Source organism: Winogradskyella vidalii (assembly GCF_013403955.1).
Classification (GTDB): domain Bacteria; phylum Bacteroidota; class Bacteroidia; order Flavobacteriales; family Flavobacteriaceae; genus Winogradskyella; species Winogradskyella vidalii.
In genome coordinates this window covers 1,065,571-1,089,997 of sequence record NZ_JABFDG010000001.1, presented here as the reverse complement: position 1 = coordinate 1,089,997, position 24,427 = coordinate 1,065,571, and the positions used below count along the sequence as shown (strand labels likewise).

At 32.8% G+C, this 24,427-nt stretch carries 23 protein-coding genes; 6 read left to right on the top strand and 17 right to left on the bottom strand.

Translation table 11 applies throughout. The annotated features are described in order from the left end of the window. The 4 genes from HM982_RS04540 (at position 1) to lptB (ending at position 3,082) form a co-directional block, all read left to right on the top strand. Positions 1–972 (top strand): KpsF/GutQ family sugar-phosphate isomerase, encoded by a 972-nt coding sequence (locus HM982_RS04540; RefSeq protein ID WP_179351923.1) that lies wholly within the window; start codon positions 1–3, stop codon positions 970–972. Next, positions 972–1,820, top strand: coding sequence for a twin-arginine translocase subunit TatC (tatC, locus tag HM982_RS04535; protein WP_179351922.1), 849 nt, complete (start codon positions 972–974; stop codon positions 1,818–1,820). The genes HM982_RS04540 and tatC overlap by 1 nt, the downstream gene beginning before the upstream one ends. A gap of 3 nt (positions 1,821–1,823) precedes the next feature. Next, positions 1,824–2,186 carry a carboxymuconolactone decarboxylase family protein gene (locus HM982_RS04530; protein ID WP_179351921.1) on the top strand — a complete coding sequence of 121 codons (363 nt, stop codon included), beginning with the start codon at positions 1,824–1,826 and terminating at the stop codon, positions 2,184–2,186. A gap of 155 nt (positions 2,187–2,341) precedes the next feature. Next, positions 2,342–3,082, top strand: a complete 741-nt coding sequence (gene lptB / locus HM982_RS04525; protein WP_179351920.1) for an LPS export ABC transporter ATP-binding protein — start codon at positions 2,342–2,344, stop codon at positions 3,080–3,082. Between the two features lie 46 nt (positions 3,083–3,128). Here lptB and HM982_RS04520 read toward each other — a convergent pair whose 3' ends face one another. The 3 genes from HM982_RS04520 to HM982_RS04510 form a co-directional block, all read right to left on the bottom strand. Beyond that, positions 3,129–3,428 carry a hypothetical protein gene (locus HM982_RS04520; protein WP_179351919.1) on the bottom strand — a complete coding sequence of 100 codons (300 nt, stop codon included), beginning with the start codon at positions 3,426–3,428 and terminating at the stop codon, positions 3,129–3,131. Between the two features lie 84 nt (positions 3,429–3,512). Next, complete coding sequence (locus HM982_RS04515) at positions 3,513–4,394, bottom strand: DUF808 domain-containing protein (protein WP_179351918.1); 882 nt, start codon at positions 4,392–4,394, stop codon at positions 3,513–3,515. 7 nt (positions 4,395–4,401) lie between these two features. Beyond that, on the bottom strand, positions 4,402–5,157 hold the full coding sequence (locus HM982_RS04510; RefSeq protein ID WP_179351917.1) for a CDP-alcohol phosphatidyltransferase family protein: 756 nt from the start codon (positions 5,155–5,157) through the stop codon (positions 4,402–4,404). 157 nt (positions 5,158–5,314) lie between these two features. Between HM982_RS04510 and HM982_RS04505 the strand changes: the two genes are divergently transcribed. Continuing rightward, on the top strand, positions 5,315–6,385 hold the full coding sequence (locus HM982_RS04505; RefSeq protein WP_179351916.1) for a putative type IX sorting system protein PorV2: 1,071 nt from the start codon (positions 5,315–5,317) through the stop codon (positions 6,383–6,385). A 30-nt stretch (positions 6,386–6,415) separates the two neighbouring features. After that, complete coding sequence (locus HM982_RS04500) at positions 6,416–7,594, top strand: lipoprotein N-acyltransferase Lnb domain-containing protein (RefSeq protein WP_179351915.1); 1,179 nt, start codon at positions 6,416–6,418, stop codon at positions 7,592–7,594. A gap of 170 nt (positions 7,595–7,764) precedes the next feature. On the opposite strand, the gene HM982_RS04495 is transcribed toward HM982_RS04500, so the two are convergent. From HM982_RS04495 to HM982_RS04430, 14 genes are all read right to left on the bottom strand, one after another. Further along, on the bottom strand, positions 7,765–9,159 hold the full coding sequence (locus tag HM982_RS04495) for an exopolysaccharide biosynthesis polyprenyl glycosylphosphotransferase (RefSeq protein ID WP_179351914.1): 1,395 nt from the start codon (positions 9,157–9,159) through the stop codon (positions 7,765–7,767). A gap of 111 nt (positions 9,160–9,270) precedes the next feature. Next, entirely contained in the window at positions 9,271–10,290 is a 1,020-nt protein-coding gene (locus HM982_RS04490) for a glycosyltransferase family 4 protein (RefSeq protein WP_179351913.1), read from the bottom strand. After that, positions 10,247–11,626 carry an O-antigen ligase family protein gene (locus HM982_RS04485; RefSeq protein WP_179351912.1) on the bottom strand — a complete coding sequence of 460 codons (1,380 nt, stop codon included), beginning with the start codon at positions 11,624–11,626 and terminating at the stop codon, positions 10,247–10,249. Before HM982_RS04485 ends, HM982_RS04490 begins: the two co-directional genes overlap by 44 nt. Positions 11,627–11,630: 4 nt before the next feature. Continuing rightward, positions 11,631–12,758, bottom strand: a complete 1,128-nt coding sequence (locus HM982_RS04480) for a glycosyltransferase (protein WP_179351911.1) — start codon at positions 12,756–12,758, stop codon at positions 11,631–11,633. Positions 12,759–12,900: 142 nt separating this feature from the next. Further along, on the bottom strand, positions 12,901–14,010 hold the full coding sequence (locus HM982_RS04475; RefSeq protein WP_179351910.1) for a glycosyltransferase family 4 protein: 1,110 nt from the start codon (positions 14,008–14,010) through the stop codon (positions 12,901–12,903). A gap of 291 nt (positions 14,011–14,301) precedes the next feature. Then, positions 14,302–15,684 carry a glycosyltransferase family 2 protein gene (locus tag HM982_RS04470; RefSeq protein ID WP_179351909.1) on the bottom strand — a complete coding sequence of 461 codons (1,383 nt, stop codon included), beginning with the start codon at positions 15,682–15,684 and terminating at the stop codon, positions 14,302–14,304. Positions 15,685–15,728: 44 nt separating this feature from the next. Further along, positions 15,729–16,643 carry an FkbM family methyltransferase gene (locus HM982_RS04465; RefSeq protein WP_179351908.1) on the bottom strand — a complete coding sequence of 305 codons (915 nt, stop codon included), beginning with the start codon at positions 16,641–16,643 and terminating at the stop codon, positions 15,729–15,731. 14 nt (positions 16,644–16,657) lie between these two features. Then, a complete protein-coding gene (locus HM982_RS04460; RefSeq protein ID WP_179351907.1) occupies positions 16,658–17,725 on the bottom strand; it encodes a glycosyltransferase family 4 protein in 1,068 nt (355 codons plus the stop codon). Positions 17,726–17,946: 221 nt separating this feature from the next. Next, complete coding sequence (locus HM982_RS04455) at positions 17,947–18,999, bottom strand: exostosin domain-containing protein (RefSeq protein ID WP_179351906.1); 1,053 nt, start codon at positions 18,997–18,999, stop codon at positions 17,947–17,949. Between the two features lie 11 nt (positions 19,000–19,010). Next, positions 19,011–19,886: a hypothetical protein gene (locus HM982_RS04450; protein ID WP_179351905.1), complete on the bottom strand. Its 876-nt coding sequence runs from the start codon at positions 19,884–19,886 to the stop codon at positions 19,011–19,013. A gap of 2 nt (positions 19,887–19,888) precedes the next feature. After that, positions 19,889–21,322 carry an MBOAT family O-acyltransferase gene (locus tag HM982_RS04445; protein ID WP_179351904.1) on the bottom strand — a complete coding sequence of 478 codons (1,434 nt, stop codon included), beginning with the start codon at positions 21,320–21,322 and terminating at the stop codon, positions 19,889–19,891. 50 nt (positions 21,323–21,372) lie between these two features. After that, complete coding sequence (locus tag HM982_RS04440) at positions 21,373–22,530, bottom strand: glycosyltransferase (protein ID WP_179351903.1); 1,158 nt, start codon at positions 22,528–22,530, stop codon at positions 21,373–21,375. Beyond that, entirely contained in the window at positions 22,521–23,333 is an 813-nt protein-coding gene (locus HM982_RS04435) for a sulfotransferase family 2 domain-containing protein (RefSeq protein ID WP_179351902.1), read from the bottom strand. Before HM982_RS04435 ends, HM982_RS04440 begins: the two co-directional genes overlap by 10 nt. Continuing rightward, positions 23,330–24,421, bottom strand: a complete 1,092-nt coding sequence (locus tag HM982_RS04430) for a glycosyltransferase (protein ID WP_179351901.1) — start codon at positions 24,419–24,421, stop codon at positions 23,330–23,332. Before HM982_RS04430 ends, HM982_RS04435 begins: the two co-directional genes overlap by 4 nt. Positions 24,422–24,427 lie beyond the last annotated feature (6 nt).

Sequence of the window (24,427 nt, the reverse complement as noted above, 5' to 3'; positions counted from 1 at the left end):
TTGAACAGTAAAAGTAAAGAAGCCATTTTAAAAATTGCAAAAGCAACGATAAAATTAGAAAGTAAAGCTATATATAATTTATCAGAAATACTAACGGAAGATTTTGCTGATGCTGTAGAACTCATTTATAAGTCCACTGGCCGTGTCATTATTACTGGAATTGGTAAGAGTGCAATTATAGCAAACAAAATCGTCGCAACGCTAAATTCTACGGGCACTCCAGCCGTTTTTATGCATGCAGCAGATGCGATTCATGGTGACCTAGGATTAATTCTTGAAAACGATGTCGTAATTTGTATTTCGAAAAGTGGAAATACACCAGAAATTAAAGTTTTAGTCCCTTTAATTAAGAATGCAAAAAACAAAATGATTGCTATTACAGGCAATAAAGACTCCTTTTTAGGTCAGCAAGCTGATTATGTTTTGAATGCTTATGTCTCTCAAGAAGCTTGTCCGAATAATTTAGCACCAACAACTAGCACCACAGCACAACTCGTAATGGGAGATGCTTTAGCAATATGTCTCTTAGATTTACGTGGTTTTTCTAGTAACGATTTTGCAAAATACCATCCAGGAGGCGCACTTGGTAAGCGTTTATATTTAAGAGTGAATGATTTATCATCTCAAAATGAAAAACCACAAGTCAGTCTAGAAGCCTCATTAAAAGAAGTGATTGTAGAAATTACGGAAAAAATGCTCGGTGTAACTGCGGTTGTAGAAAACAACGAAATTATTGGGATTATTACAGATGGTGATTTAAGACGTATGTTGAGTAAAAGTGATGACCTCTCCGCAATAAAAGCTAAGGATATTATGAGTAATAATCCAAGACGTATTGAAGAAGATGCTATGGCCGTTGATGCTAAAGAAGTTATGGAAGAGTTTGGCATTTCTCAGTTATTAGTAGAGCATGATGGTAAGTATTCTGGAGTAGTTCATCTTCACGATTTAATAAAAGAAGGCATTATATAATGGCAAAAAAACAAATGAATGAGATGTCTTTTCTGGACCATCTCGAAGATTTAAGATGGCATTTAATTAGAGCAACCTTAGGTATTGTAATTGCAGGAATTTTAGCATTTATATTTAAGAAGTTTATTTTTGATGTCATTATTTTTGGACCAACACACATGAGTTTCCCTACCTATGAAGGACTATGCAAAATGTCTCAGCTTATAGGTATGAATGACACGACATTTTGTGCTGAAAAATTTCCTTTTATCATTCAAAACAGAACCGTTGCAGGTCAGTTCTCTGCGCACATATGGACATCTATTTATGCTGGTTTTATTATTTCATTTCCCTATGTGTTATACCAACTTTGGAGTTTTATTAGTCCAGGATTAAAATCTAACGAACGTAAAAGCTCAAGAGGTTTTATCGTTATTGCTTCATTATTGTTCTTTTTAGGGGTACTTTTTGGTTATTATATTATTACGCCACTATCTATTAATTTTTTAGCCAACTATCAAATTAGTGATCAAATTTCAAATGAATTTGATGTGAGTTCTGTTATCGCCATTGTAAGGTCATCTGCAATTGCTTCAGGTTTTGTGTTTGAACTCCCTATCATCATCTACTTTTTAACCAAAGTAGGTTTAGTAACACCACAAATTTTAAGAAAATACCGGAAATTTGCATTAGTCATCGTATTAATAGTATCTGCGGTAATAACACCACCAGATATTGCCAGTCAAGTTATTGTGGCCATCCCCATTTTAATATTGTACCAAGTAAGCATCTATATCTCTGCCGTTGTGGTAAGAAATCAAGCTAGAAAAACAGCAAAAGAAAACAAAAAACCTAAAGTTAAGCCTTAAATTATGTCTGATATTGTAGAGGAATTTAATACCTATCGTGCTAAAATGAATGATAAAATATTAGCCGACAATAATAAAGTTGTAAAACGAATATTTAATCTCGATACTAATGCTTTTCAAGAAGGTGCATTAGATAAAAAAACCAAAGAATTACTTGGACTAGTAGCCTCAACCGTTTTACGTTGTGACGACTGTGTAAAATACCATTTAGAATCCTCTCATAAAGAAGGTTTAACAAAAGCAGAAATAAGTGAAGCCCTTGGCATTGCTACCTTAATTGGAGGTACTATTGTTATTCCACATTTAAGACGCGCCCATGAATATTGGGAAGCAATTGAAGAGCATAGTGCTAAGCAAGACCTCTAATTAAAGCTATATTTCTTTTTTGATTATTTAGAAATTCTTTAAAACTATTACAAACTCATTTTAAGATATATTACAAGGTTAAACTTTTAATAAATGAATATTAAAACGAATAGTTTCTATATGATTTTATTAATTTTAGCGTTCATACCAAGTATATGAAGTTACGAGCAGAAAATTTGATGAAGTCCTACAGTGGACGAAAAGTGGTAAAAAATGTCTCTCTTGAAGTTAATCAAGGTGAGATTGTTGGTTTATTAGGTCCTAATGGCGCCGGAAAAACCACCTCTTTTTATATGATTGTTGGAATCATTAAGCCTAATGGTGGAAATATCTTTTTAGATGACACGAACATTACCAAGTATCCCATGTACAAACGTGCACAGAACGGTATTGGTTATTTAGCTCAAGAAGCTTCTGTTTTTAGAAAATTAAGCATTGAAGATAATATTTTAAGTGTACTCCAACTGACAAAGTTGAGCAAGAAAGCACAACACGAAAAAATGGAGTCGTTAATTGAGGAGTTTGGTTTAGGGCATATAAGAAAAAGTAGAGGTGATTTACTTTCTGGTGGCGAACGACGAAGAACCGAAATTGCACGTGCTTTAGCAACAGATCCAAGTTTTATTCTCTTAGATGAACCCTTTGCTGGTGTTGACCCGGTTGCTGTTGAGGATATTCAACGTATTGTAGCCAAATTAACCAAGAAAAATATTGGCATTTTAATTACCGATCATAACGTACAGGAAACCTTAGCTATCACTGACAGAACCTACCTAATGTTTGAAGGTAATATCTTAAAAGCAGGTAAACCAGAAGAATTAGCAAGTGACGAAATGGTTCGTAAAGTCTACTTAGGTCAGAATTTTGAGTTACGCAAAAAGAAATTGGAATTTTAAGACTAAAATAATCAGATAGTTTAAGATAAATCAGTTAAAACATTAATTAACTACTTTCATTCATTTTTCTAAGTACAATTAAAATTAAGTACAGAAAAATCGCTTGAATAATCACGTTAATTACCCAATACAATCCAACCATAAACAGGTCTTCAGAAACATAAAAAGGCAAATTACTATTAATTAATCCAATTGGATAACTACAAATTGTAATTAATATAGATGTTATAGATGCTAAATCACTATTAGACTGTGCCAAGAAAACATCAGCTAAACCAATAGCAAACTGAATTAGAATTAAAAAAGTAAACACTTTTAATAATCCTGTTAATTTGAACTTTTTCATTTTTAATATTCGTTTTAGAAATTAGGGTTTGCTATTAACCAATTAAAAATCAACAAGTACGCACAAATTAACAATTAAATTTTGTTAATGCTTTATTTTTTTTCCAAAAATCAACATTTTAAATACTTTTACCACAATTAAACATAAAGCACCTATCACTAAACCAGCAATAACATGCCCCAATAGAGATGGAAGTGATTCTAGTAAATGGTGAATAAAATCTATATTATGAACAAAAATACCACCAGCAACTAATATTAAAGCAATGGTTCCTATAACCGATAAACTTTTAATAACCATAGGTAGTGCCCAAACTAAAAATGTTCCAATAGAAAATAAAATTCCTTTATTACCATTACTTTTCCTGATGAGCTTTAAACCAAAGTCATCCATTCTCACAATCAAAGCAACAATGCCATAAACACCAACTGTAGCAATCAAAGCTACGATAGTCACCACTATAATTTGAGTCAGCAAAGGTTCTCCAACTACAGCTCCTAAAGCTATAATCACAATTTCTACAGAGAGAATAAAATCGGTAACAATAGCTGATTTAATTTTGGTTTTTTCTGCAGCGAGTAATTCTTCTTCTGTAAGGTCTTCTTTTAAGTCTGTTATAACTTCTTTAGGATGTGGCACAAAAAACTCATATATTTTTTCGGCACCTTCATAAGATAAATACAAACCCCCAAGTACCAAAATCACAATAACTGCCCAAGGAATAAATGCACTTAACAAAAAAGCCAAAGGCAAAATAATCAACTTGTTTAAAAATGAACCTTTTGTAATGGCCCATAACACAGGAATTTCACGAGAGGACATAAACCCTGAAGCTTTTTCTGCATTTACAGCTAAATCATCCCCTAGTATGCCTGCGGTTTTTTTAGTCGTTATTTTGGTCATTGCTGCAACGTCGTCCATCAAAGCCGCGATATCATCGAATAATGCAAAAAATCCTGAAGCCATTATATAATTAAATTTTTGATTGAGTTAATAAAGAAAGTAGAATATACAACCCAATAACAAGTGGTATAGCAGCAAAATGAAGTACGATTAATAAAATTACACTTAATATTAAAAATATATAACGCACTGCATTATCCTTAAAGCCCCAGTTATCAAACTTTAAAGCAAATAATTTAATACTAGAATTCAACAAATAACAGCTTAAAAGTGTAAGACCTATTAAAAACCATTTATTAATAATTATTGTATTTATGATATCACTATTCTGATATTCTAAAATCAAAGGCAATGATAAAATCACCAAGGTATTTGCTGGTACCGGCAATCCCTTAAAGTAACTTTGTTGGTCTTCATCTAAATTAAATTTTGCTAAACGATAAGCCGATGCTAATGCAATAAACAAACCTATGAGAGGTAATAGAGACATTTTAAATCCTTGCCAATGAAAAACAGAATTCCAGCTGTCGGTATACGCTCCATAATCAGGCGCATCAACTGTTAATGATATAAGCTTAAACATAATGATACCGGGCACTACACCACTAGTTACTAAATCGGCTAAAGAATCTAACTGAATACCTAATGGACTTTGTACATTTAATTTTCGTGCTAGAAGGCCATCAAAAAAATCGAAAAATATACCTAAGAATACAAAAATAGCTGCCGCGATAAAATTGCCATTAACTGCAAAAATTACTGCGATACAACCCGAAAACAAATTCAGAAGGGTAACTAAGTTGGGGATATGCCGTTTTAAACTCATAGTTATAATTTTTGTAAAAATAGAAAAGTATTTCTCTCTAAACTTATAATTTTTTCAAATTGATTATTTTATTTAAACTCATAAAACAATAATAACATCCTTTTTATAGTTAAATAGATAGAAAAATAATGTGCATCTTTGTAAAAAATTTTTGCTGTTGAAAAATTGCTTTCTAATTCTCTTAACGCTTACAACACTTATCGCTTCGGCACAAACCACAAGAAAATATTCAAATGAATTCATGAATATAGGTGTGGATGCTGCTGCTTTAGGCATGAGTAATGCTGTGGTGTCTCAAACGGCAGATGTAAATTCTGGTTATTGGAACCCAGCAGGACTGGTTCATCTTGAAGAAAACCAACTCGCCTTAATGCACTCCAGTTATTTTGCTAATATTTCTAATTACAATTATTTAGCTTACGCTATGCCTTTAGATGATGAGAGTGCCTTAGGCATTTCATTAATTAGATTTGGTGTAGATGATATATTAGACACCACCCAATTAATAGACGACCAAGGCAACATTAATTACGACAGAATAAGCACTTTTTCTACAGCAGATTATGGATTAACATTTTCATATGCTAGAAAATTACCATTAGATGGCTTAAATTATGGAGTTAATGCAAAGATAATACGACGAATTATAGGTGATTTTGCATCCGCTTGGGGGTTTGGATTGGATGCCGGAATTCAATTTGAAAGCAAAAACAATTGGAAATTTGGTATTATGGCTAGAGATATTACCACTACCTACAACGCTTGGTCAATAAACGAGGAAAAATTTGAACAAATTAGTGGTGCTGTTGAAGGCGAAAACCAAGAATTACCAGAAACAACTGAAATCACCATCCCAAAATTACAACTAGGTATGTCTAAAAAATGGATATTTAATTACGATTATTCGTTATTGGCAGCAGCAAACCTGAATATGCGTTTCGTTGAAAACAATGATATTATATCATCCTCTTTTGCTAGTATTAATCCGGCGTTGGGTTTTGAATTTGGTTATACTGAACTAGTGTTTCTAAGAGCTGGCGTTGGTAATTTTCAAAATGAATTACAAATTGATAATTCTGAGCAAGTGACTTTTCAACCAAATTTTGGTGTCGGTTTTAAATACAAAGGTATTCACATTGATTATGCCTTCACTGATATTGGCGACCAAAGCGCAGCCTTGTATTCTAATGTCTTTTCATTAAAAATAGATTTTAGTGTTTTTAGATAACAACTTAACTTCAATACCTCTTAGGTTACTATGAAATTAAAACTAACCCTCTTTTTAACGCTTTTTATATTAGGAATCACATTCGCACAACAACCGCAACTCTCTCCTAATGCAAGCATATCAGTTTTAACCTTTGGTCCTGGTGAGTCCTTAAATGATGCTTTTGGACATAATGGTTTCAGAATAAAAGATAACACCTTAGGTATCGATGTGGTATATGGCTATGGCGAATACGATTTTGAAGCACCAAATTTTTATTTAAAATTCGCACAAGGCAAATTAAACTATCTGATTAGCAGGCATAACTTTAAGAATATTTATTATGGCTATTCTAATGCTAATCGAACAATTAAGGAACAGGTTTTAAATCTTACCCTTGAAGAAAAACAAAAATTATTCAACTATTTAGAAAACAATTACAAGCCTGAAAACAGACGTTATTTATACGATTTTTTCTATGATAATTGTGCTACACGAATTAGAGATGTTGCACAAATCGCTACGACATCAGAAATTGAATTTAAAACACCCAAAAACTTCGAAGAACAGACTTTTAGAAGTCTTATTCACGACCATGTTGGCTTAAATACTTGGGGCAGTTTTGGGATTGATATCGCTTTAGGTTCTGTTATAGACCGAAAAGCTTCAGTGAAAGAGCATATGTTTTTACCGTACTACATTCACAACTTTTTTGAAACAGCAACACTAAATGACTCAAAAGCTTTAGTGGAAAATTCTTCAATCCTTTATGAGAAAAACGAGAATAATTCATCTATGGATTTTGTTTTTAGTCCGTTAGTTATTGTAGGATTAATTGGATTATTTATTCTGTTTCTAACTTATAAAGACTATAAAAATAACACTAGAAACAAGTGGTTAGACCTTATACTTTTTGGTACTACAGGACTAATTGGTTTGCTTATTCTGTTCTTATGGTTTGCCACAGACCACTCGGCAACGGCTAATAACTACAACTTATTGTGGGCTTTTCCGCTTAATCTTTTGGTAATGGTGCAATTATTAAAGCCCCAAGTAAAAAGCTGGGTTATACGCTACCTCAAATTTTTAATCATTATGTTTACGCTAATGACGTTTCATTGGATTGGTGGTGTTCAAGTATTCGCTATTGGATTAATTCCACTGCTTATCGCGCTGTTAGTAAGGTATATTTATTTGGTGAAATGGTTTAGTAAAACAACTTTGAATTAAATTTAGAAATTTCATTTCGATGAATGGCAATGGATGTTTGAATCTCCCCATTTAAAAAGTAAGCCTTACTTTATTTAGCTTGCTACTTATGCACAAATATAGCTCTTAACATCTAGCTTCAAATTCTAAATTCATAGTTAGTGAGTAACCTCACAGTTCAAAGGCAATTCCTATTGCCCACGATAATACAAAATTGTACTCAACGTTTTTATAGAAATACTGAAGTCTAAAAAAACACTTCGGTGCTTAATATAATACAAATCATATTGAAGTTTTGTAAGACTGTCGTCTATTGAAGAGCCATAGCGGGTACTTACTTGTGCCCAACCTGTTAGACCGGGTTTAATAATATGACGGGTTTGATAAAACGGAATTATACGCGATAACTCATTAACAAAGAAAGGACGCTCTGGTCGTGGCCCTATAATACTCATATCGCCTTTTAAAACATTATAAAATTGTGGAATCTCATCCAATCGTGAACGTCGTAAAAATTTACCAAATGCCGTAACTCTAACATCGTTTTTTTGAGCCCATTTAACACCACTAGCTTCCGCATTAACAATCATGGTTCTTAGTTTAATAATACTGAAATTCTTACTGTTTTTACCTACACGTTCTTGAACATAAAATAAAGGCCCTTTATTACCTAGTAAATTACCGATTAAAATAAAAGGCAACAGCAGAGCACCAGCCAATAAGCCAATTAAAGAAAATACAATATCAAAAGTCCGATGAAAAAAGATATACAACTTGTTTTCATTACTCCTACTGAATGGGAAATATTTATAAAAATCTTTACCTACAAACTGAATCGGTACTTTTTGTAGTAACTCTTCATATACCTGCGTATAATCTCGTATTTTAAATCCACGCTCTAAAAGCAACATTAAATTATGATAGACTTCAGGAGTTATAGCTTCGGTATTAAAACTTGCCACTAAAACTTCAGATATATTTTCGTCTTCAATGGTTTGCAGGAAGTCAATGGCTTCAAATTCTTTTAATCCTGTATATCTTACAGCATCTGGCATGGTAATCTCACTATTAATAAATCCAATGATTTTATAATTAGGATCTGTAGTATCTAATGCCTTAACAACAACATCAATATTAGAAATCTCTCCGACTAACAATACGCGTTTATAAAAACGAGGCGATTCAATTAGATATATATAAATAAGCCTCCAAATAAGAATCGAGATAATTAAGGTAAAATAGAGGTAAACAATTTGTAAACGTTCATCAGGAAGAACAGGTGATAAAATAGGTGTTAACAAGTAAAACAGAACCACTGTAGAAACTGTTATCACTATATTTTTAAAAGTAGTATCTAAGCGACTGGCTTTTTGAAGATCATAGAGTTCAAAGATAGTCCCAAAAACGCTAACATACACACCTAATAAAATTAAAGACACATTATTATCTGCACTAACAACAACATATTCAAAGTCAAAGTATAAACTTAAGGCATAGACACCTACAAATGCAATTACCAAATCTACAATTCTAAGTAGAATTTTACGTTCAGAAACTTCGAAATGGATACTTTTCTTTTTAGTCATTTTAGGGAAAAACTAGGGCGTAAATATAAGAAGTCTGAATGATTTTTAACATTAACTTAGGATATTAACCTAATCATAATTTTACTTAATAGAAATTTTCGCCATAAATAATCAACTTAATACTCTATTCCAACGCTCTTTTAAGAGCATCCAATCGAACAGTTCTACTTTTTCACGGGCTTTAATTACCATCGTTTTTATTGACTTAGGTTGAGACTCTAATTTTAATATTGCCTCTACAAAAGCTTTTAGATTATTCGGTGGAACTAAAATACCATCAACACCATCTTCAATTAGAAAAGGTAAGCCTCCAACATTAGTAGAAACTATAGGTAAGCCCAACGCCATTGCTTCTATAACACTCACTGGCATATTATCGAAATTAGTAGTATTTATAAATACATTATAATCATCAGCTAGAGCTATCCACTCAGTTTTAGTTAATTTGCCTGGTGTTTTAACATTAACAGCTAATGCATTAGCATGAGCCTTAACCTTTGCTAATGAGCCATCAGTATCTGGACCTACCATACATAAACTAACATTATATCCAAGGTCTTGAATCGCTTTTAATAGGTCTACAGCTAAGCATGGATTATAAATTTTACAAAACGAACGTACCCAAAGCAGATTAATATGCTCATTTACAGACCTTAGATTAAACTTGTAATGATTTAAATTTAATGCATTCGGAATATATACAACATCTAAATAACCATGTTTTGAAAAAGCATCTAATAGATATAGTGATGGTGAAACTAATACTTTTGCGGGTTTAAATGTAATTGCACACAACCAAGGATTATTCTGCAATCTCGCAGGTAAATTACCACCATTTAGACTTAAAACATAGGGCAATTTCAATAACCGACACAATTGACTCACTAAGACTGCAAAATAAAAATTACTTGTACTATAAGTATCAATTATAACGTTACTAACAGAATTTCTATACTTAAAGCAAGCATAGAGCATATCTAACAAGCGTAATACTTTGTTATTTCTACTTGAACTATAATACATTTCAAAACCTATACTTTCCAGTTGTTTTCCAATAACTTGGATTGATGACGGGTTCGTTTTACTGTTATACAAGTTGTTTCCTACGTATAATATTTTTTTTCTTAACATCTGTAATATTTAATAACGCCAATGCATAAAATAATGAAGGGGCAGCAATCCGCATCGCGGAATGATTAATCGTAGCAAACCAAAAAAAGTAAAAGGCATAAAAAAAGTAACTCCTAGGATTTGATGAACGGTAAGCCAAAGGTTTTATAACTAAAATCAGTAAAATAATAACTCCAAACATACCATGTTCACCTAACAATCTTCCTACTTCATTATGTGTGGGTAATTGTTCACCTGTTGTATTTACTCTGATATTTTTAGTCCTACTAGCACCAATTCCAAATATAGGATCTTGTAAAAACCCATCCATTTCTTCCATAAATAATTTACCTCGACCTGTAGTCGCATCTCCCTTTTCTCGTCCTAATGAATCTTCATTCGCATAACGCTTATCTAACATACCTCCAGTCTGAGAGGAGCCTACAAGCCATGTTACACTAATTGCAAATAAAAACACAATAGTAGAGCCTATTATTTGATTTTTCATCTTGTAATTAGACTTTATAAACAAGACCCCAAGAAATCCTAAAACAACAATAATCGCTGCAAATACACCACCACGACTAAAGGTTACAATAGCTCTAAATGTAATCGCTGCAAAAATCAAGATATTCAAAATACGCATAAATAAGCTAGGTGATTGCAAATAAATTCGAACAACCATTACAAACATCCCCATTCCTAAAGCTGTAGAAACTTGATTTGGCCCAAAACCACCGGAGGTTGCTGGATTAGATGCTGTATTTGATATCGTCTCTCGTATAGAAGGGTTATAAAGAAATAGGTAAACAGTCATTGATATGATTGGTAAAACAAGATACTGTAATATCTTTAAAATTTGTTGCTGCGAGACCTTTCTATCGTAGCAAAATAAAGCAGCAATACCTAAAGTAACAGGGCCTGCAAGTACAAATGTTACATTTGTTCTAAAATTAGCATCATAAGTTAACGTAATTGAAGCAACAATAATTGCTGGAACTAATAAAATAAGATATATAAAATAAGGATATGATTTACCAGAAGCACCCTTATAAAAAATTCCCATGAGCATCATGAATAATACAAAATACTTACCAGTTTCGTAGAAAAAGTACCCTTTAACCATCCTTAAAAACACCTCGCCACCAGTAATATAAGCACAGCCTAATAATACATACATCGTTTTTTCTCGTTCGGGAGAGTTCATAATGTTCCAAATAAAATAAAGGAAAACCCCTACAAAATAAACGCGTGCAAAAGATTCAAATAAATATATAACAATACCCAAAATAATATGGCCTAAAAGAAGAGGCACAAAATTATCTTTATAAGGTTTAATATTTATTGCTATTCTCATGATTTCAATTTAAAATAGCTTTTTTTATGTGTTCATTATAGTAAGAAAAAGTAAAATATTTTACAACATCTTGACCTTTCTCTATCAAAGCCTCATAGTCTGTTTGAGTCATATTTATAAAGTTGGTTATACATTCTGCAAGCGCTTGTTCATTTACCTGAGGTAACACAAATCCAGTTTCTCCTGTAATAATGTATTGATTAATAGAAGATATACTAGAGACTATAGGAACACAACCAAAATTCATAGCTTCAGCCAATACTTTTGGAAACCCTTCTGAGGCTGTAGTAGGCATCAAAAAACCATGACACTGCTTGTAAATTTCAAAAACTTTTTCGCGATTCAAAAACCCATGAAATTTAAAGTTCACCGAACGTAATTTAGCCTGCTGTTCAAAATATAAGCGTTCAGCACCATCTCCAACCAAATGAATAACCCCTATTTTGTCACGCTCCTTTGCCTCTAACTGATCTATTGATGCTATAATTCTACCAACACCTTTTGGGGTTTCCAAACGACCTACATAACAAAAATCAATTAAATCTGACTTGCGCTTATGGGCTGTAACCTGCTCACCAATAATTAGATCATCATCGGTTAAACAAGGATTTTCAAAAGTAATACAATGCTTAGGCTGCTTTGCCCATTCGCCATTAATAGTCACCTTCCGAGATTGATTTTTTAAAAACCAACGTTGAAAAGCATAGCCTATAGGTGCGGAGTTTTGATTCCAGTTCCCGGCATATTTATACCAACCTTGGCTCCTGTGAAACCAACTGAGATAAGGAATTAAATACACACCAATTCCTGTAGGGGTTCGTAACTGAAAATAATCAGAAATTTTCAGGTATTTACTTACCAAACTAATGGTTTTAGGTGCCGCTATTAGAATGTTCAATTTATTGCTTAATCCAGAACCACCTACAGTTGGAATAGGGACAAATTGTATAGAAGAACTTGTGTAAGGCAACGCACTCTTGGGAGCATCTCCCGGGTACAACATACCAATATGCACAATAGTCTCAAAAATTGCAGTGAGATGATTTATTTCAGTAATGGTAGGTCCCCAACCTACAATGCTTCCATTCTTGTGCTTATAATGCTCTGTATGTGATATTATGACTAACTTCATTCCAAATGCACAAAATGTGCTTTTATATATATTTTATAACAAGGCCCTCAAAAACACATAGTATTACTTGCCTTTTCGATAATGCACCTATCATAAATCTTATAATATAAATTAGCTGCAAAACTAACCATATTTAAACGAATTACAACTTTATAACATTTGCTATTTCAGTCAGATATTTTTTTATAACAACATCCCATTGATGTGCAGCAGCCCATTGTTTTGAGCCCAATTTATAGTGTTCTCGATGGTTTAAAATAGTACTAAGTGTTTCTACAAAGCCCTCAGCGTCCTCTAAATTTACCAATTCTCCTGACTTTCCTGGTAAAATGGCATCTTCAATCCCACATCCACTGGCTCCTATAGTAGGGACCCCTAAGGCGTTAGCTTCTAACAAAGCGATACCAAAGCCTTCAACATCACCACTAGCGGTAGTAGTGCTTAACATTACAAAAACATCACTAGCGTTTAACATGTTTTGTAAGTCGCTCTGGCCTAGACGACCGTAAAAATGTAAATGAGATGCCACCCCTAAAGATTCTGCTAATAATTCACAAGAGGCCTGATCTGTAGGAATACCTATACAGTGGTAGCTAATGCTTGGAAAATGTTGTATTAAATTTGGCAAAAGTTTGATGACCTCATGTTGTCCTTTCCGCTCACTAACTTGACCTACTGTAATTAATCTAGGTGAACCTTTAAGCTGCACCTTTTTATCATCTTCAATACCCCACTTATCAGGATTAAAACCATTGGGTATTACTACCGTTTTCTGTTGAATAGTATTGGGCAATAATGATTTTGTAAATTGGGATACGGCAATTATTTTATCAAAACGATCTAAGGCTTTGTTAATACTAGCTTTTAGTAAGACTTTACTAAAATTAACCTCAGATCCATGTACCACCGCCAAGCGCAAAAGACCGTTGTGCCCTAAAAACCCAACACTCCATAAGGAAAATTTCCCTGAGGCCAATACCAAATCCGTAGACTTTAAGCAACGTCTTAGAAGTTGAAGACGCTTTAAGTACATAGATAATCGAGGTGAACTTAGGCCGACTCGCAAAACCTTAAATGGTAAAGCGCTATCAAAATCAGACTCTTCCATTCCGTTTTCAGAACGCTGATCCGCTATCACAGTGACCTTATATCCGGATAAACTAAAATATAAAGCCAAATTATAAGCATGATCACCAATACCACCAGGTTGCGGTGGGAATTCAGAGGTAACTATAAGAATCTTTTTATTCAATGTATTTTCTATTTTGTCACTGCGAGGAAGCAGGACGAGGCAGTTCCGTAAAGCGTCCGCAAAAAATATACAGATTACGTCGTCCTACGTCCTCTCAATGACCTTATGTTTTTTTTTAATAAGCTCCTCCTCCCAACCAATAACCGTCGAAATTAAAGGATGGCGGATTTGATTTCACCTAAAGAAATCAAAGCCAGAAGGATTCACCCCACTTTTCACTTTTCACTTTTTACTTTTTACTTTTTACTTTTCACTTCCCACTTCTAACTTCTAACTTCTAACTTCTAACTTCTAACTTCTCACTTCCCACTTCCCACTTCCCACTTCTAACTTCTCACTTCCCACTTCTAACTTTTCAATAAGTGCCCCTTCATCCAATTTCTTACCAGCCAATCTCCAAGACTTAAACACCTGAAATACCACTAAAGGAAAAATAAATATAGAAACCACTGCTCCTACTATCATCATCAACTTTGATCCTTTAAAACGATATGGCATAATAGATAACGGCACCGTACGTAACAACGACCAACGCACTGCTGAATTTCCCCAATAGCGTCTAAAATAATACAATACACTTGGTATTGGACGCGGTTCAAACAACGAATTCGTTCTAAACGCATCCCAACTTCCCATATCCCGTAACCCCCCACTACCCACTTTTAAATGCAAACGCTTGGCATAAGGATGCGAAATATTTATGTAGCCTGCTAAATACGAGCGTAAACCAAACTCACCATCACCCATTCGTTGTTTTTCAAATTGTCGATCGAATAGACCGATAGCTTTAAAAATAGTCTTTTTTAATAACACATTCCCTGTATCTAATTGATCACTAATTTTAAAATAGGAATAATGCGCAGGTGTGGGCGCACCTAGCTCAGAAATAGAAACTCCTGAAGATAAATCTGCTTTAAAATAATCTAAAGCTTTTAGATGTTCACAAATCCAATCTTTAGAAACACGACTATCGTCATCAAACAATAAAATGTAGTCGCCTTTTGCCATTTTCACAGCACGATTACGTGCCAACCACAAGGCTTTTTCATTTTGATTCACCACTTGTAGATCCAATTGAAAATCAGCATAAAACTCAGATTGAAATGGCGTGGATTGATCAATAATAATAACCTCAAAATGCGTGTAGTCTTGTTGCTCCAAATCTTGTAAAACATCCTTTAAATATGGATAGCGATTTAAAGTTGGGATAATCACACTAACTAAAGGGCTCTGTTTTATCAACTCGGACTCAAAAGCATCATATTCTGAATATACTAATGGGATTTCTAAATAGCTGCTACGCGAAACTTTACGAGTCTTCCACCAGCCAAAAACCTCTGTTATAGGATTATAAAAACTTAAAAGACGAACAATTAAAATATAGAAGACCCAAAATGAACTAAAATATTTTCGTGCGAACCTGTAATTATCTATAACGGGAACTATCTTAAATTCAGTGTATGTTTCACATTGACCAATATAACCACATTGCACAGCTTGCCAAGACAAATCATACGACTTCGCCCAAGCGCTTGAATAATCTAAATCCTTAGTTAACTTAGAATAGACAGCATCTGGTAACAAATCGACTTTAGGAAAAGTTGAATTACCATTATGTTTCCTTAATTGGAAATAATGTGTAGGTTGCAAATATTTAAGGAAGGTGAATAGCATAAATAATGTTCATAAAAAATAGTTGTTTTATACTTTCAAAATAGTCAAATTAAAGGGTTCAAAGCACTAATCAGTAAGCGTCTATTTATTTTATCAAAAAGTAATAGATCATCGTTTGGAATACAGATCCAGTTTTTATTTGCACGTGATTTATGGTTATTAAAATTCACTTTAGATATCCCTAACTTATCTATAGAATAACAATCATAGCTTAACTCACTGAGGTAATTACAAAACGCTTTAAATTTTATATGCCCTCGCTTTTCTAAAAACCGCTTATTTACTTCTAAAATCAAAACGGGACTATCTCTCTTTATAATACCTTCACCTCCTTGTAGTACTTGATATTCAAAACCTTCAACATCTACGCAAATCAATGAGACCAGCTCCTTTTTTAGTTTTCCGTCCAAAGTAACAACATCAAATTCTTGAATATTATTGTTGTTCTTAGAATCTGTAATAAATCCAGAACCAGAATTATTACCTATAGGTACATTGAAAGATGCCCTTCCTGGCTCATTAGAAACTAAACAATTAAAAAGTTCCAAATTGTCGAGGTTATTTTCTGTTTTATTCCGAATAATAGAATCTAAATTTGAAGGTAAAGGCTCAAATGCGAAAACTTTAGTCTTATATTTTTTTGCAACATCACAAAAAGAAAGTGTTTCTGTACCTATATTTGCACCTACTTCAATAACATTCCCTCCTTTTTTGTGTTTCAAAACCTCATCCGAAATCACAACATTACGCCAATCAAAATAACCATGAACACTAAATTTAAAGGCATGAAAATCAGACGTATTACCACTAAAAACACTCCCCGTAAAACTTTTTTTATTAAAATCCAAATTCAACTGCTCACCTTCCTTAATCGAAAAGAAAGTATCACGCACTTTTTGAGCTAGGATCGGTGGTAAAAAGCTACAAATAGATTTAGTAATTTTATATTTTAATATCATTCCCTCTTAACTTATTAACTTAAACTATTAAAAAAATTAGCATCCCTACCTATAGCATAATTGTTTTCGTAAAGTTCTAAAAAGCGGCTGTGACCAGCTTGTGCTAACTTATTGCGATAACTCAAATTTTCCATTAATTTTTCAAGTTTATATGCTAAATCTTCTGAATTTCCTGTTTTAAATAAAAGTCCTGTTTCATCAGGAACTATAATTTCTTTGATTCCTGTATTATTAGCTCCTATAACACAAGTACCAGTACTCATAGCCTCAATAACCGTAAAACCGAATGCTTCAGAATAACTAGGAATAATAGTACAATACGATTTTTTATAAGCGCGTAAAACGGAGGCTTTATCCTTTTGACCCAAAAATGAAACCTTGTCCGAAACATCTAATGAATTAGCAAGATTTTGTAATGCTTTTAAAATATCTCCGTTACCTATAATATCCAAATGAAAACCAGGAAATCTAATGGTTAATTCCGAAAACGCTTTAATCAAAACGTCAACTCCTTTTCCTGGGTGAAGTCTGCCAACATACAATAAATTTTTACGATTAGTATCAATACCTTGCAATTTAGTACTATAATCTATAACTGAATTGGGAAGCACTGTTATTTTAGATAAAGGAATTTTAAAAAAACTATTGACATCTTGTTTTGTCGCATTTGAATTAGTGATAATATTAGTTGCTAATCTATAAATAAACGATTTTCTTAAAACCTTATACTTTTTATATGTATAGTGAGAGCTTATAGTTCTAATCCAAGCAACTCTTAATTTTACACGAAATAACCAACCAACAATTAAAAACAAATTAACAAAGCTAAACATCGATATCATTAAATTTGGCTGATATTGTCTTACTAACCGAATTAAAAACAAAAAATCTTTTAGAGCTGTTGGTCTTGGAGATGGCCATTGCAACACTATTATTTCTGGATTTAATTTCACCTTGACATCTCTAATTTTTCCAGCAACAACATACACTTTATGAGTCTCTGCTAGCTTATTACTCAATGCAATAAAATAATCGCCTGTAGAAGTAGGCATAATATTATAAGAAAGAAAACAGGTCTTCATTCAATTCTTTTCATCAATTTAAGGACTTAGCGCGTTTTTAAATCAATTATTACATTAATCTCGTCTGAGCGCTTTAAATAAAACAAGATTTATATGCCTCTTCAAATATAACATTAATCTATATTCTATAAGGTGATAACTTAAACAATAGCTTTACCCTTAAAAAAATTAGCTAGGAATTAAATAGAAACGCATTCAAATTAAAAAATTTAGTATAATTTCTAGCTAAGACTTTTAAACTTAAGAAAACCGGAAAGCATTAATTTATCCTCCCACAACATACGATTTTTATTAAACAAAGCAATTAAACGCTCCTGATCTAATTTTTTATGAAATTGCAATATAATATTACCTATATCATCGATCTCATCCGCTTCTACCCAAACCACATGTTGTTTCCAATCTATTATTTCATCCATTGGCAATATACAATCTGTATTCACAAAAACAGGAATACGTCCCATTGCTAAAGTTTCGTACAAACGTACAGAAAAATTGCCAGCTCCACGTACACATACCACATAATCAGAATCTTTTATATTATCAAAAAATTCTTGCGTCGATGCAGCGCGTTGCTCGGCATTCTGTGTTCCAGCTCGATATTTTTTTCGATATATAAAATTTGTCCTAATATTTGAATAAGCTTCTAAGCGTTTTAAAATCTTATACCGCCATTGAGCAGCCGCTAATAACATTTCAGGCTCTTGCGAATGTAATTTTAGATAATAACCCAAATTTTTTAAGCCAATTTTAAGTTTAGTCTTCAGTGCTAAAGCAATATTTAACGTGGCATACCCGCAAAACCCTATCGTTGGGTGCTTAGAATAACGGCGCTCAAATATAGTATTGGCATTGTAATGTTCTTTTAAAGGATCTGATATAAAAACAGGTAGACCAACATGCCATTGCGGTGCTTTAGTCCTATATCCACTTTGCCTAAATAATTTCACATGCGGAAAATCAGGAAAATCTAAACCGACATCATCTAATAACACGACCCAAGTTGGTATTTGTAGACCTTGGGTTTTCTTAAAAAATTGAAAGGCTTTGGATTGCTGGTTGGTCTTTACATAATAATTCCAGGACATCGTTAATATGGCAACATCTGATTCTTCTATAACGTCTACAAATATTACATCTTGCCCGGAAACACCATACATATCCATACGTTCTTGATCAGTAAAACCATCCTTTTTTATAAAAGGTTTTAATAAAGGAAAGGTTTGGCCTCGAAATGATTTATTGTAATGCTGTTTAGAATAGAATAGTTTCATTTTATCTGAAGTCACGGCTTAAAATAAGTTTCTATAAATTCTTCTGTAAAAACGGAAGTTCCTTCTATATTCAAATGATATGGATCTCTAAACAACTTAGCATTAACAAAAATATTAGAAAAATCATGATAGTTGGGCAAGTTTTTATGAAAAACATCAAAATTCCCTTCCGCTTTATATATAGGCGAGGTGTAAAAATAAATTTGAATATTTTTTTCTTTACAAATTGTTATCACTTCTTCAATATGAGGGTTAGATTTGTCTTCAAGTAGAAATTTATATTTAGTTTCCCTTTCCCTCATCTGCTTTTCTTTACCTAAAGGATACCCTAAACGATTATCATATTTATTATTTTTATAAAAACTCATCATTATCTCTCTAAACCCTAATTTAGCATCATATTTCATATATCTATAAAACGGTAAATAATATAGAAATGATGCTTCAGTATTTACAGAACGAATATCCTCAAACAATTGAGGGTCTCGAATATATGGTAGAAAAGGAACTATCGCAATAGGATCAAAACCATCTATACTATAGTGGTCATCAACCTGAATAAAAATTGTATTTACTTGATGTTTTTCTAAAAAAAGTTTAACCATTAATTTAATTTCAAAACTTTTACTATTAGGAAAACCTAAATTAATTCCTTTATACCCCGTTTTTTCTTCCACTAACATCGGATTAAAATTAAAATGCACTCGAGATGACCCGAACACTGCGTAATCATATTTACTATCTGTATCTAATGTTTTTAACCATGATACTTTAGATCTTGCATAGTGGGGATGCACATAAATATAGGTATATAAACTATCTAACAGAAATAAAGTTAATACTACTATACTTAAAAGGATTGCTATTCTCTTAAAAAACTGTATCATACCTAAAACTGAAAATAAATAAATTCTTGTACACTTGAAAAACTACCAAAAACAAAAATTAAAAATATTAAAATTAGACTCCAAACCATAGGTTTTTTAATTGTCTCTAAGGGATGTTGCTTTCTTCTAGAAAACCATTCTATACCAACTAAAAGGACAACTAATGGAATCATTTCATAAGAAAAACGCTCTAAAGTTAGACGGTCCATTTTAAATGAAAACTGAAATAGTCTTTCAATATATAAAAAGGCATCAGATATAGTATTAGCCCTAAAAAATATCCAAGCCAATAGTGTTAACATAAAAGTCACTACAACTTGTCCGATTTCTTTTACGGATGGTAAAATGCTATGTTCTGCGATGACATTTGTATGTGTCCTGTTCCTATTCAATAATAATAAAGGTATAAAATACAGTGCATTTAAGAAGCCCCATATTACAAAAGTCCAATTTGCGCCGTGCCAAAATCCACTTACGATAAAAATTATAAAAACATTTCGTATTTGTTGCCATTTAGAACCTCTAGAACCACCTAATGGTATATATAAATAATCTCGAAACCACGTGGATAATGAAATATGCCAACGTCTCCAAAATTCGGCCATATCTCTTGAAAAGTAAGGTACAGCAAAATTCTGCATCAAATTAAAACCAAACAGTTTAGAAGTTCCTATAGCGATATCGGAATAGCCTGAAAAATCACCATAAATTTGAAAAGCAAAATAAAAGGATCCTAAAAGTAACGTTGAGGAAGAATAACTACCTGAATGCTGAAAAATATCGTTTGCAAACTGAGCACAATTATCTGCAATGACTACTTTTTTAAACAATCCCCATATAATAAGATACACACCATCCATGGCTTCAGAGTACTTAAAATGTCGCTTATGTTTAAATTGCGGTAATAAATTAGTGGCACGCTCTATAGGACCTGCTACCAATTGAGGAAAGAAGCTTACAAATGCAGAAAACTCAATAAAACTTGATGTGGGTTCTAATTTTTTTCGATAAACATCGATGGTATAACTTAGCGTTTGAAAGGTATAAAAACTAATACCTACGGGTAGAATAATATCTAAAGTATTAGGTTGAATACTATGACCGAAAAAAGAAAAGGCGTCAACAAAGCTATCAGCAAAAAAATTATAATATTTAAAAAAGCCGAGAAGTCCCAAATTAACAGAAATACTTGTCCATAACAGTAATTCTCTTTTTTTAGGGATTTCTGTCTTCAATAGCAGTTGCCCGATACCAAAATCTATTATCGTACTAAATAATATCAATGCTAAAAACCGATAATCCCACCAGCCATAAAACACATAACTAGCAACGACAACCAAAACATTTTGTCTATCAACGGTTTTATTAAAAACAAACCAATATAAAAAAAAGACGACAGGTAAAAAGATTGCAAAATCTAATGAGTTAAAAATCATGCTAAACTATTATATTGTAAAATCATTAATTCACGTTTTAGTATTAATATTTAGTCTTTATAGAACTCCACAAACTTAGCTTGCTGTTGTTGCAATGTAAATTGGTGTTGAACACGTGCTTTGGCCCGTTCGGAAAATTGACTTTTAATAACATCATCTTGCGCTATTACAGATTCTAGAGTTTTTGCTAATAGTTTGGGCTGTCGCTTTGGCACCACCCAACCCGTTTTACCATCAATGATATTTTCTGATAAGCCTCCTCCATCTGACACAACACATAATTTCCCTAAAGCTTGAGCTTCTAATACCGCATTACAAAAGCCTTCTGAATGACTATATTGTAAATACACCTCGGCTTGCTCTATATATGTAAATACTGAATCATGTGATTGCTGTCCAAGTAACGTTACATGATTTTGCAGCCCTAATTGGTGTATCGTAAACTTTATTGCTTCCTCCTCAGCTCCTATGCCTATAATTTGATAATGAAAATTATCACTTATAGTTTTCAAAATGGATAACGCTTCTAAAATATCCAAGTACCCTTTCATCCAATGCAAACGACCTACTGTTATAATTTTAGTGGTCTTAGAGGCACTCCTTCGTTCTGTACTAACTAACTTGACAGCAGGAGTAATAATCGTTGAGGCAACAGTCTTGGGTAGACCATGATAATATCCTTGGTTTAGTGTATATTTAGAAATCGCATGCACTTTATCTACGTCTTGCCACAATGTCACATAACAATTAGGATGTTTCATGGGGTAAACATCAATATCAAACCCTCTTAAACTCACTGCCATTTTTGCACCTATGGCTTTAGCCACATGCTCGCGTTGTAATGCCAAGGTCGCAAAACCAAAATGCAGCCAATCAACATTAGATTTTAACAAACTTGCATTGGTATATATATTCTTAAATATTTGTGTTTTTTTGCGTTTGCTCCCGTGTTCTAATTTTATAAAACGTTTCACGCGCTTCACATAGGGTACTAAGCTCAGAATTATCCATAAATAAGCAAGGGCTTGAACTATAGGATGCTTATAAACTTTGGGCAACTTAAATACCCTACAAGCGTTAAATGTAGGGTCATCTTTTTGAACAAATAAACTCACCAGATATCCTGCGTCTTGCAAGCCTTTAATTTTTGATTTAAAAAAGGTCTCAGAATAGCCTGGTGGTTGCGATAATATGAGAGCTATATGCATACTACATTTTTATATTTTTCTACAGCCAATTTATAAAATTCAATTTCATCTTTTAGTTTACTTAACGCATATTGCTTTTCTTCTTCTGAGATATGTATATCGATATTCCCAAAATTACGTTCATTTTTCACATGTAATGGCAACTTTAAACACGTTTCTAAATCACTAATGGCATACTGAAAATCCTCTTGAAAATAAACACGATTCACTTTTGATATATTATTTAAAGCATCAGCAACATTTAATGTCTGGCTAAAGGTATATAATTGATTCGTGAGATATTTATCACTCAACACATCTACAAAATCCTTAAAAGTCTTGCCTAACAAGTGTTTTTGAGCTTTTAATACATAATAAGACGTATCTAAATAGTACCCTGTTTTTTCATCAACTTGATCAACCCAAGTATAATATTTATACAATGAGACTAATCTACTGTATGGTTCTCTTAGAACTGTAAATGTAAAGGTGTTTGGTTTTAAATTTAATTCCCATTGTGCAAAATGTGCACTAGCATATAAGTAATGTCCGGCTTCAATAAGCTCTTTATTAAAGCATACAAATGAAAATTTTTTTGATAATACTAATGGCTCTCTTCCTATTTTTTTTAAAGTTAAATCACCTAAATTCCAAAAGGCGCTATTCACAGAGGTACCTGCAGATTTACGAATATGAATGTGATAAACACGATCAATGCCTTCAGGTAAATACTTTGAATTATTATAATACCTGCTAGATAAAAAATATTTAATTTTCCGATGATACTTTTTATAGGTATAACTATTGATTATTTTAGAAATCATTTTAATATCGATTTATAAAATTGCTCTCTATCATTAATAAATTTAGACAAATTATATTTTTCATGAATTAACGCTACTAATTTGTTCTTATATATAGGGCGATTCGCCATAAAGTATTCGATCTTTTGTTTTAGGTCTTTAGTATGAGAAGGCTTAAATAAAAGCTCGGGGAAATCTTGAAGAATATCTTTTATCCCTGAAATATTGGCGCCGATTACCGGTATTCCCATGGCCATAGCTTCCAACGGAGCCACAGGCATACCTTCTCGTCTTCCTTCATCTTTAGTTGGGATAACAAAAACATCTGCTAAAGCAATATAGGGTTTAACATCTAACTGTTTACCGACAAAAACAAAACGATGACTTCCATATTTTTGCATTAATCCTTTGGCATAATCACTCTCATTATGTCCTACTATCAATACTTTGATAGAAGAACTTGAGCTTATTTGATTTACGGCCTCAAGTAATAATTCTATGCCTTTAACTGGCACCATGTTCACCACACTGACAATAACAAAATCCTGCTCTTGAATTCCCAATTGCTTTTTTAAACTAATACCTGCTTTTAAAGGCTTATAAATCTCAGTATCAACCCCTAATGGTAATTGAACAACCTTTGTTTTCATATTATAGAAAAACTCAGTCATCATATCTGTATTAATCGCTATGACCTTTGTACTGAAATACGTCCGTATTTTCCACGCTTTATTTCCCCATCCCATCGCTTTTTTTGTGTATACGTAAGGTATACCAGCTAGTCTTGCGGCTAAAGGCTCAGAAAAATCAGAGGTATAATGCCAAGAATGTATCAAATCAAACTGCTGTGTTTTAAAAAAGCGTACGATCTTAAAAACTCTAAAAACAAAGGTAGTTATAGGTTTATACGTTGCTTCAAATTTGAAAACATGAATAGGAACACCTAAGGCTTCGACTTCTGAATAGAAAGCACCTCTGGTATGAAACACACAAATTTCAGGAGCAAACTTTGTCTTATCCAACCCCTTTACCAAATCATAAACAACCTTACCACTTCCAGCTCTATCAAAATTAGGTATAGTATATAAAATTTTTATTTTCTTACTCATACAATC

What these genes read in the sequence shown, in the direction of transcription:
- tatC (WP_179351922.1), top strand. Translation starts at nt 972, where the DNA reads ATGGCAAAAAAACAAATGAATGAGATGTCTTTTCTGGACCATCTCGAA.
- HM982_RS04530 (WP_179351921.1), top strand. Translation starts at nt 1,824, where the DNA reads ATGTCTGATATTGTAGAGGAATTTAATACCTATCGTGCTAAAATGAAT.
- lptB (WP_179351920.1), top strand. Translation starts at nt 2,342, where the DNA reads ATGAAGTTACGAGCAGAAAATTTGATGAAGTCCTACAGTGGACGAAAA.
- HM982_RS04520 (WP_179351919.1), bottom strand. Translation starts at nt 3,428, where the DNA reads ATGAAAAAGTTCAAATTAACAGGATTATTAAAAGTGTTTACTTTTTTA.
- HM982_RS04515 (WP_179351918.1), bottom strand. Translation starts at nt 4,394, where the DNA reads ATGGCTTCAGGATTTTTTGCATTATTCGATGATATCGCGGCTTTGATG.
- HM982_RS04510 (WP_179351917.1), bottom strand. Translation starts at nt 5,157, where the DNA reads ATGAGTTTAAAACGGCATATCCCCAACTTAGTTACCCTTCTGAATTTG.
- HM982_RS04500 (WP_179351915.1), top strand. Translation starts at nt 6,416, where the DNA reads ATGAAATTAAAACTAACCCTCTTTTTAACGCTTTTTATATTAGGAATC.
- HM982_RS04495 (WP_179351914.1), bottom strand. Translation starts at nt 9,159, where the DNA reads ATGACTAAAAAGAAAAGTATCCATTTCGAAGTTTCTGAACGTAAAATT.
- HM982_RS04490 (WP_179351913.1), bottom strand. Translation starts at nt 10,290, where the DNA reads ATGTTAAGAAAAAAAATATTATACGTAGGAAACAACTTGTATAACAGT.
- HM982_RS04485 (WP_179351912.1), bottom strand. Translation starts at nt 11,626, where the DNA reads ATGAGAATAGCAATAAATATTAAACCTTATAAAGATAATTTTGTGCCT.
- HM982_RS04480 (WP_179351911.1), bottom strand. Translation starts at nt 12,758, where the DNA reads ATGAAGTTAGTCATAATATCACATACAGAGCATTATAAGCACAAGAAT.
- HM982_RS04470 (WP_179351909.1), bottom strand. Translation starts at nt 15,684, where the DNA reads ATGCTATTCACCTTCCTTAAATATTTGCAACCTACACATTATTTCCAA.
- HM982_RS04465 (WP_179351908.1), bottom strand. Translation starts at nt 16,643, where the DNA reads ATGATATTAAAATATAAAATTACTAAATCTATTTGTAGCTTTTTACCA.
- HM982_RS04460 (WP_179351907.1), bottom strand. Translation starts at nt 17,725, where the DNA reads ATGAAGACCTGTTTTCTTTCTTATAATATTATGCCTACTTCTACAGGC.
- HM982_RS04455 (WP_179351906.1), bottom strand. Translation starts at nt 18,999, where the DNA reads ATGAAACTATTCTATTCTAAACAGCATTACAATAAATCATTTCGAGGC.
- HM982_RS04450 (WP_179351905.1), bottom strand. Translation starts at nt 19,886, where the DNA reads ATGATACAGTTTTTTAAGAGAATAGCAATCCTTTTAAGTATAGTAGTA.
- HM982_RS04445 (WP_179351904.1), bottom strand. Translation starts at nt 21,322, where the DNA reads ATGATTTTTAACTCATTAGATTTTGCAATCTTTTTACCTGTCGTCTTT.
- HM982_RS04440 (WP_179351903.1), bottom strand. Translation starts at nt 22,530, where the DNA reads ATGCATATAGCTCTCATATTATCGCAACCACCAGGCTATTCTGAGACC.
- HM982_RS04435 (WP_179351902.1), bottom strand. Translation starts at nt 23,333, where the DNA reads ATGATTTCTAAAATAATCAATAGTTATACCTATAAAAAGTATCATCGG.
- HM982_RS04430 (WP_179351901.1), bottom strand. Translation starts at nt 24,421, where the DNA reads ATGAGTAAGAAAATAAAAATTTTATATACTATACCTAATTTTGATAGA.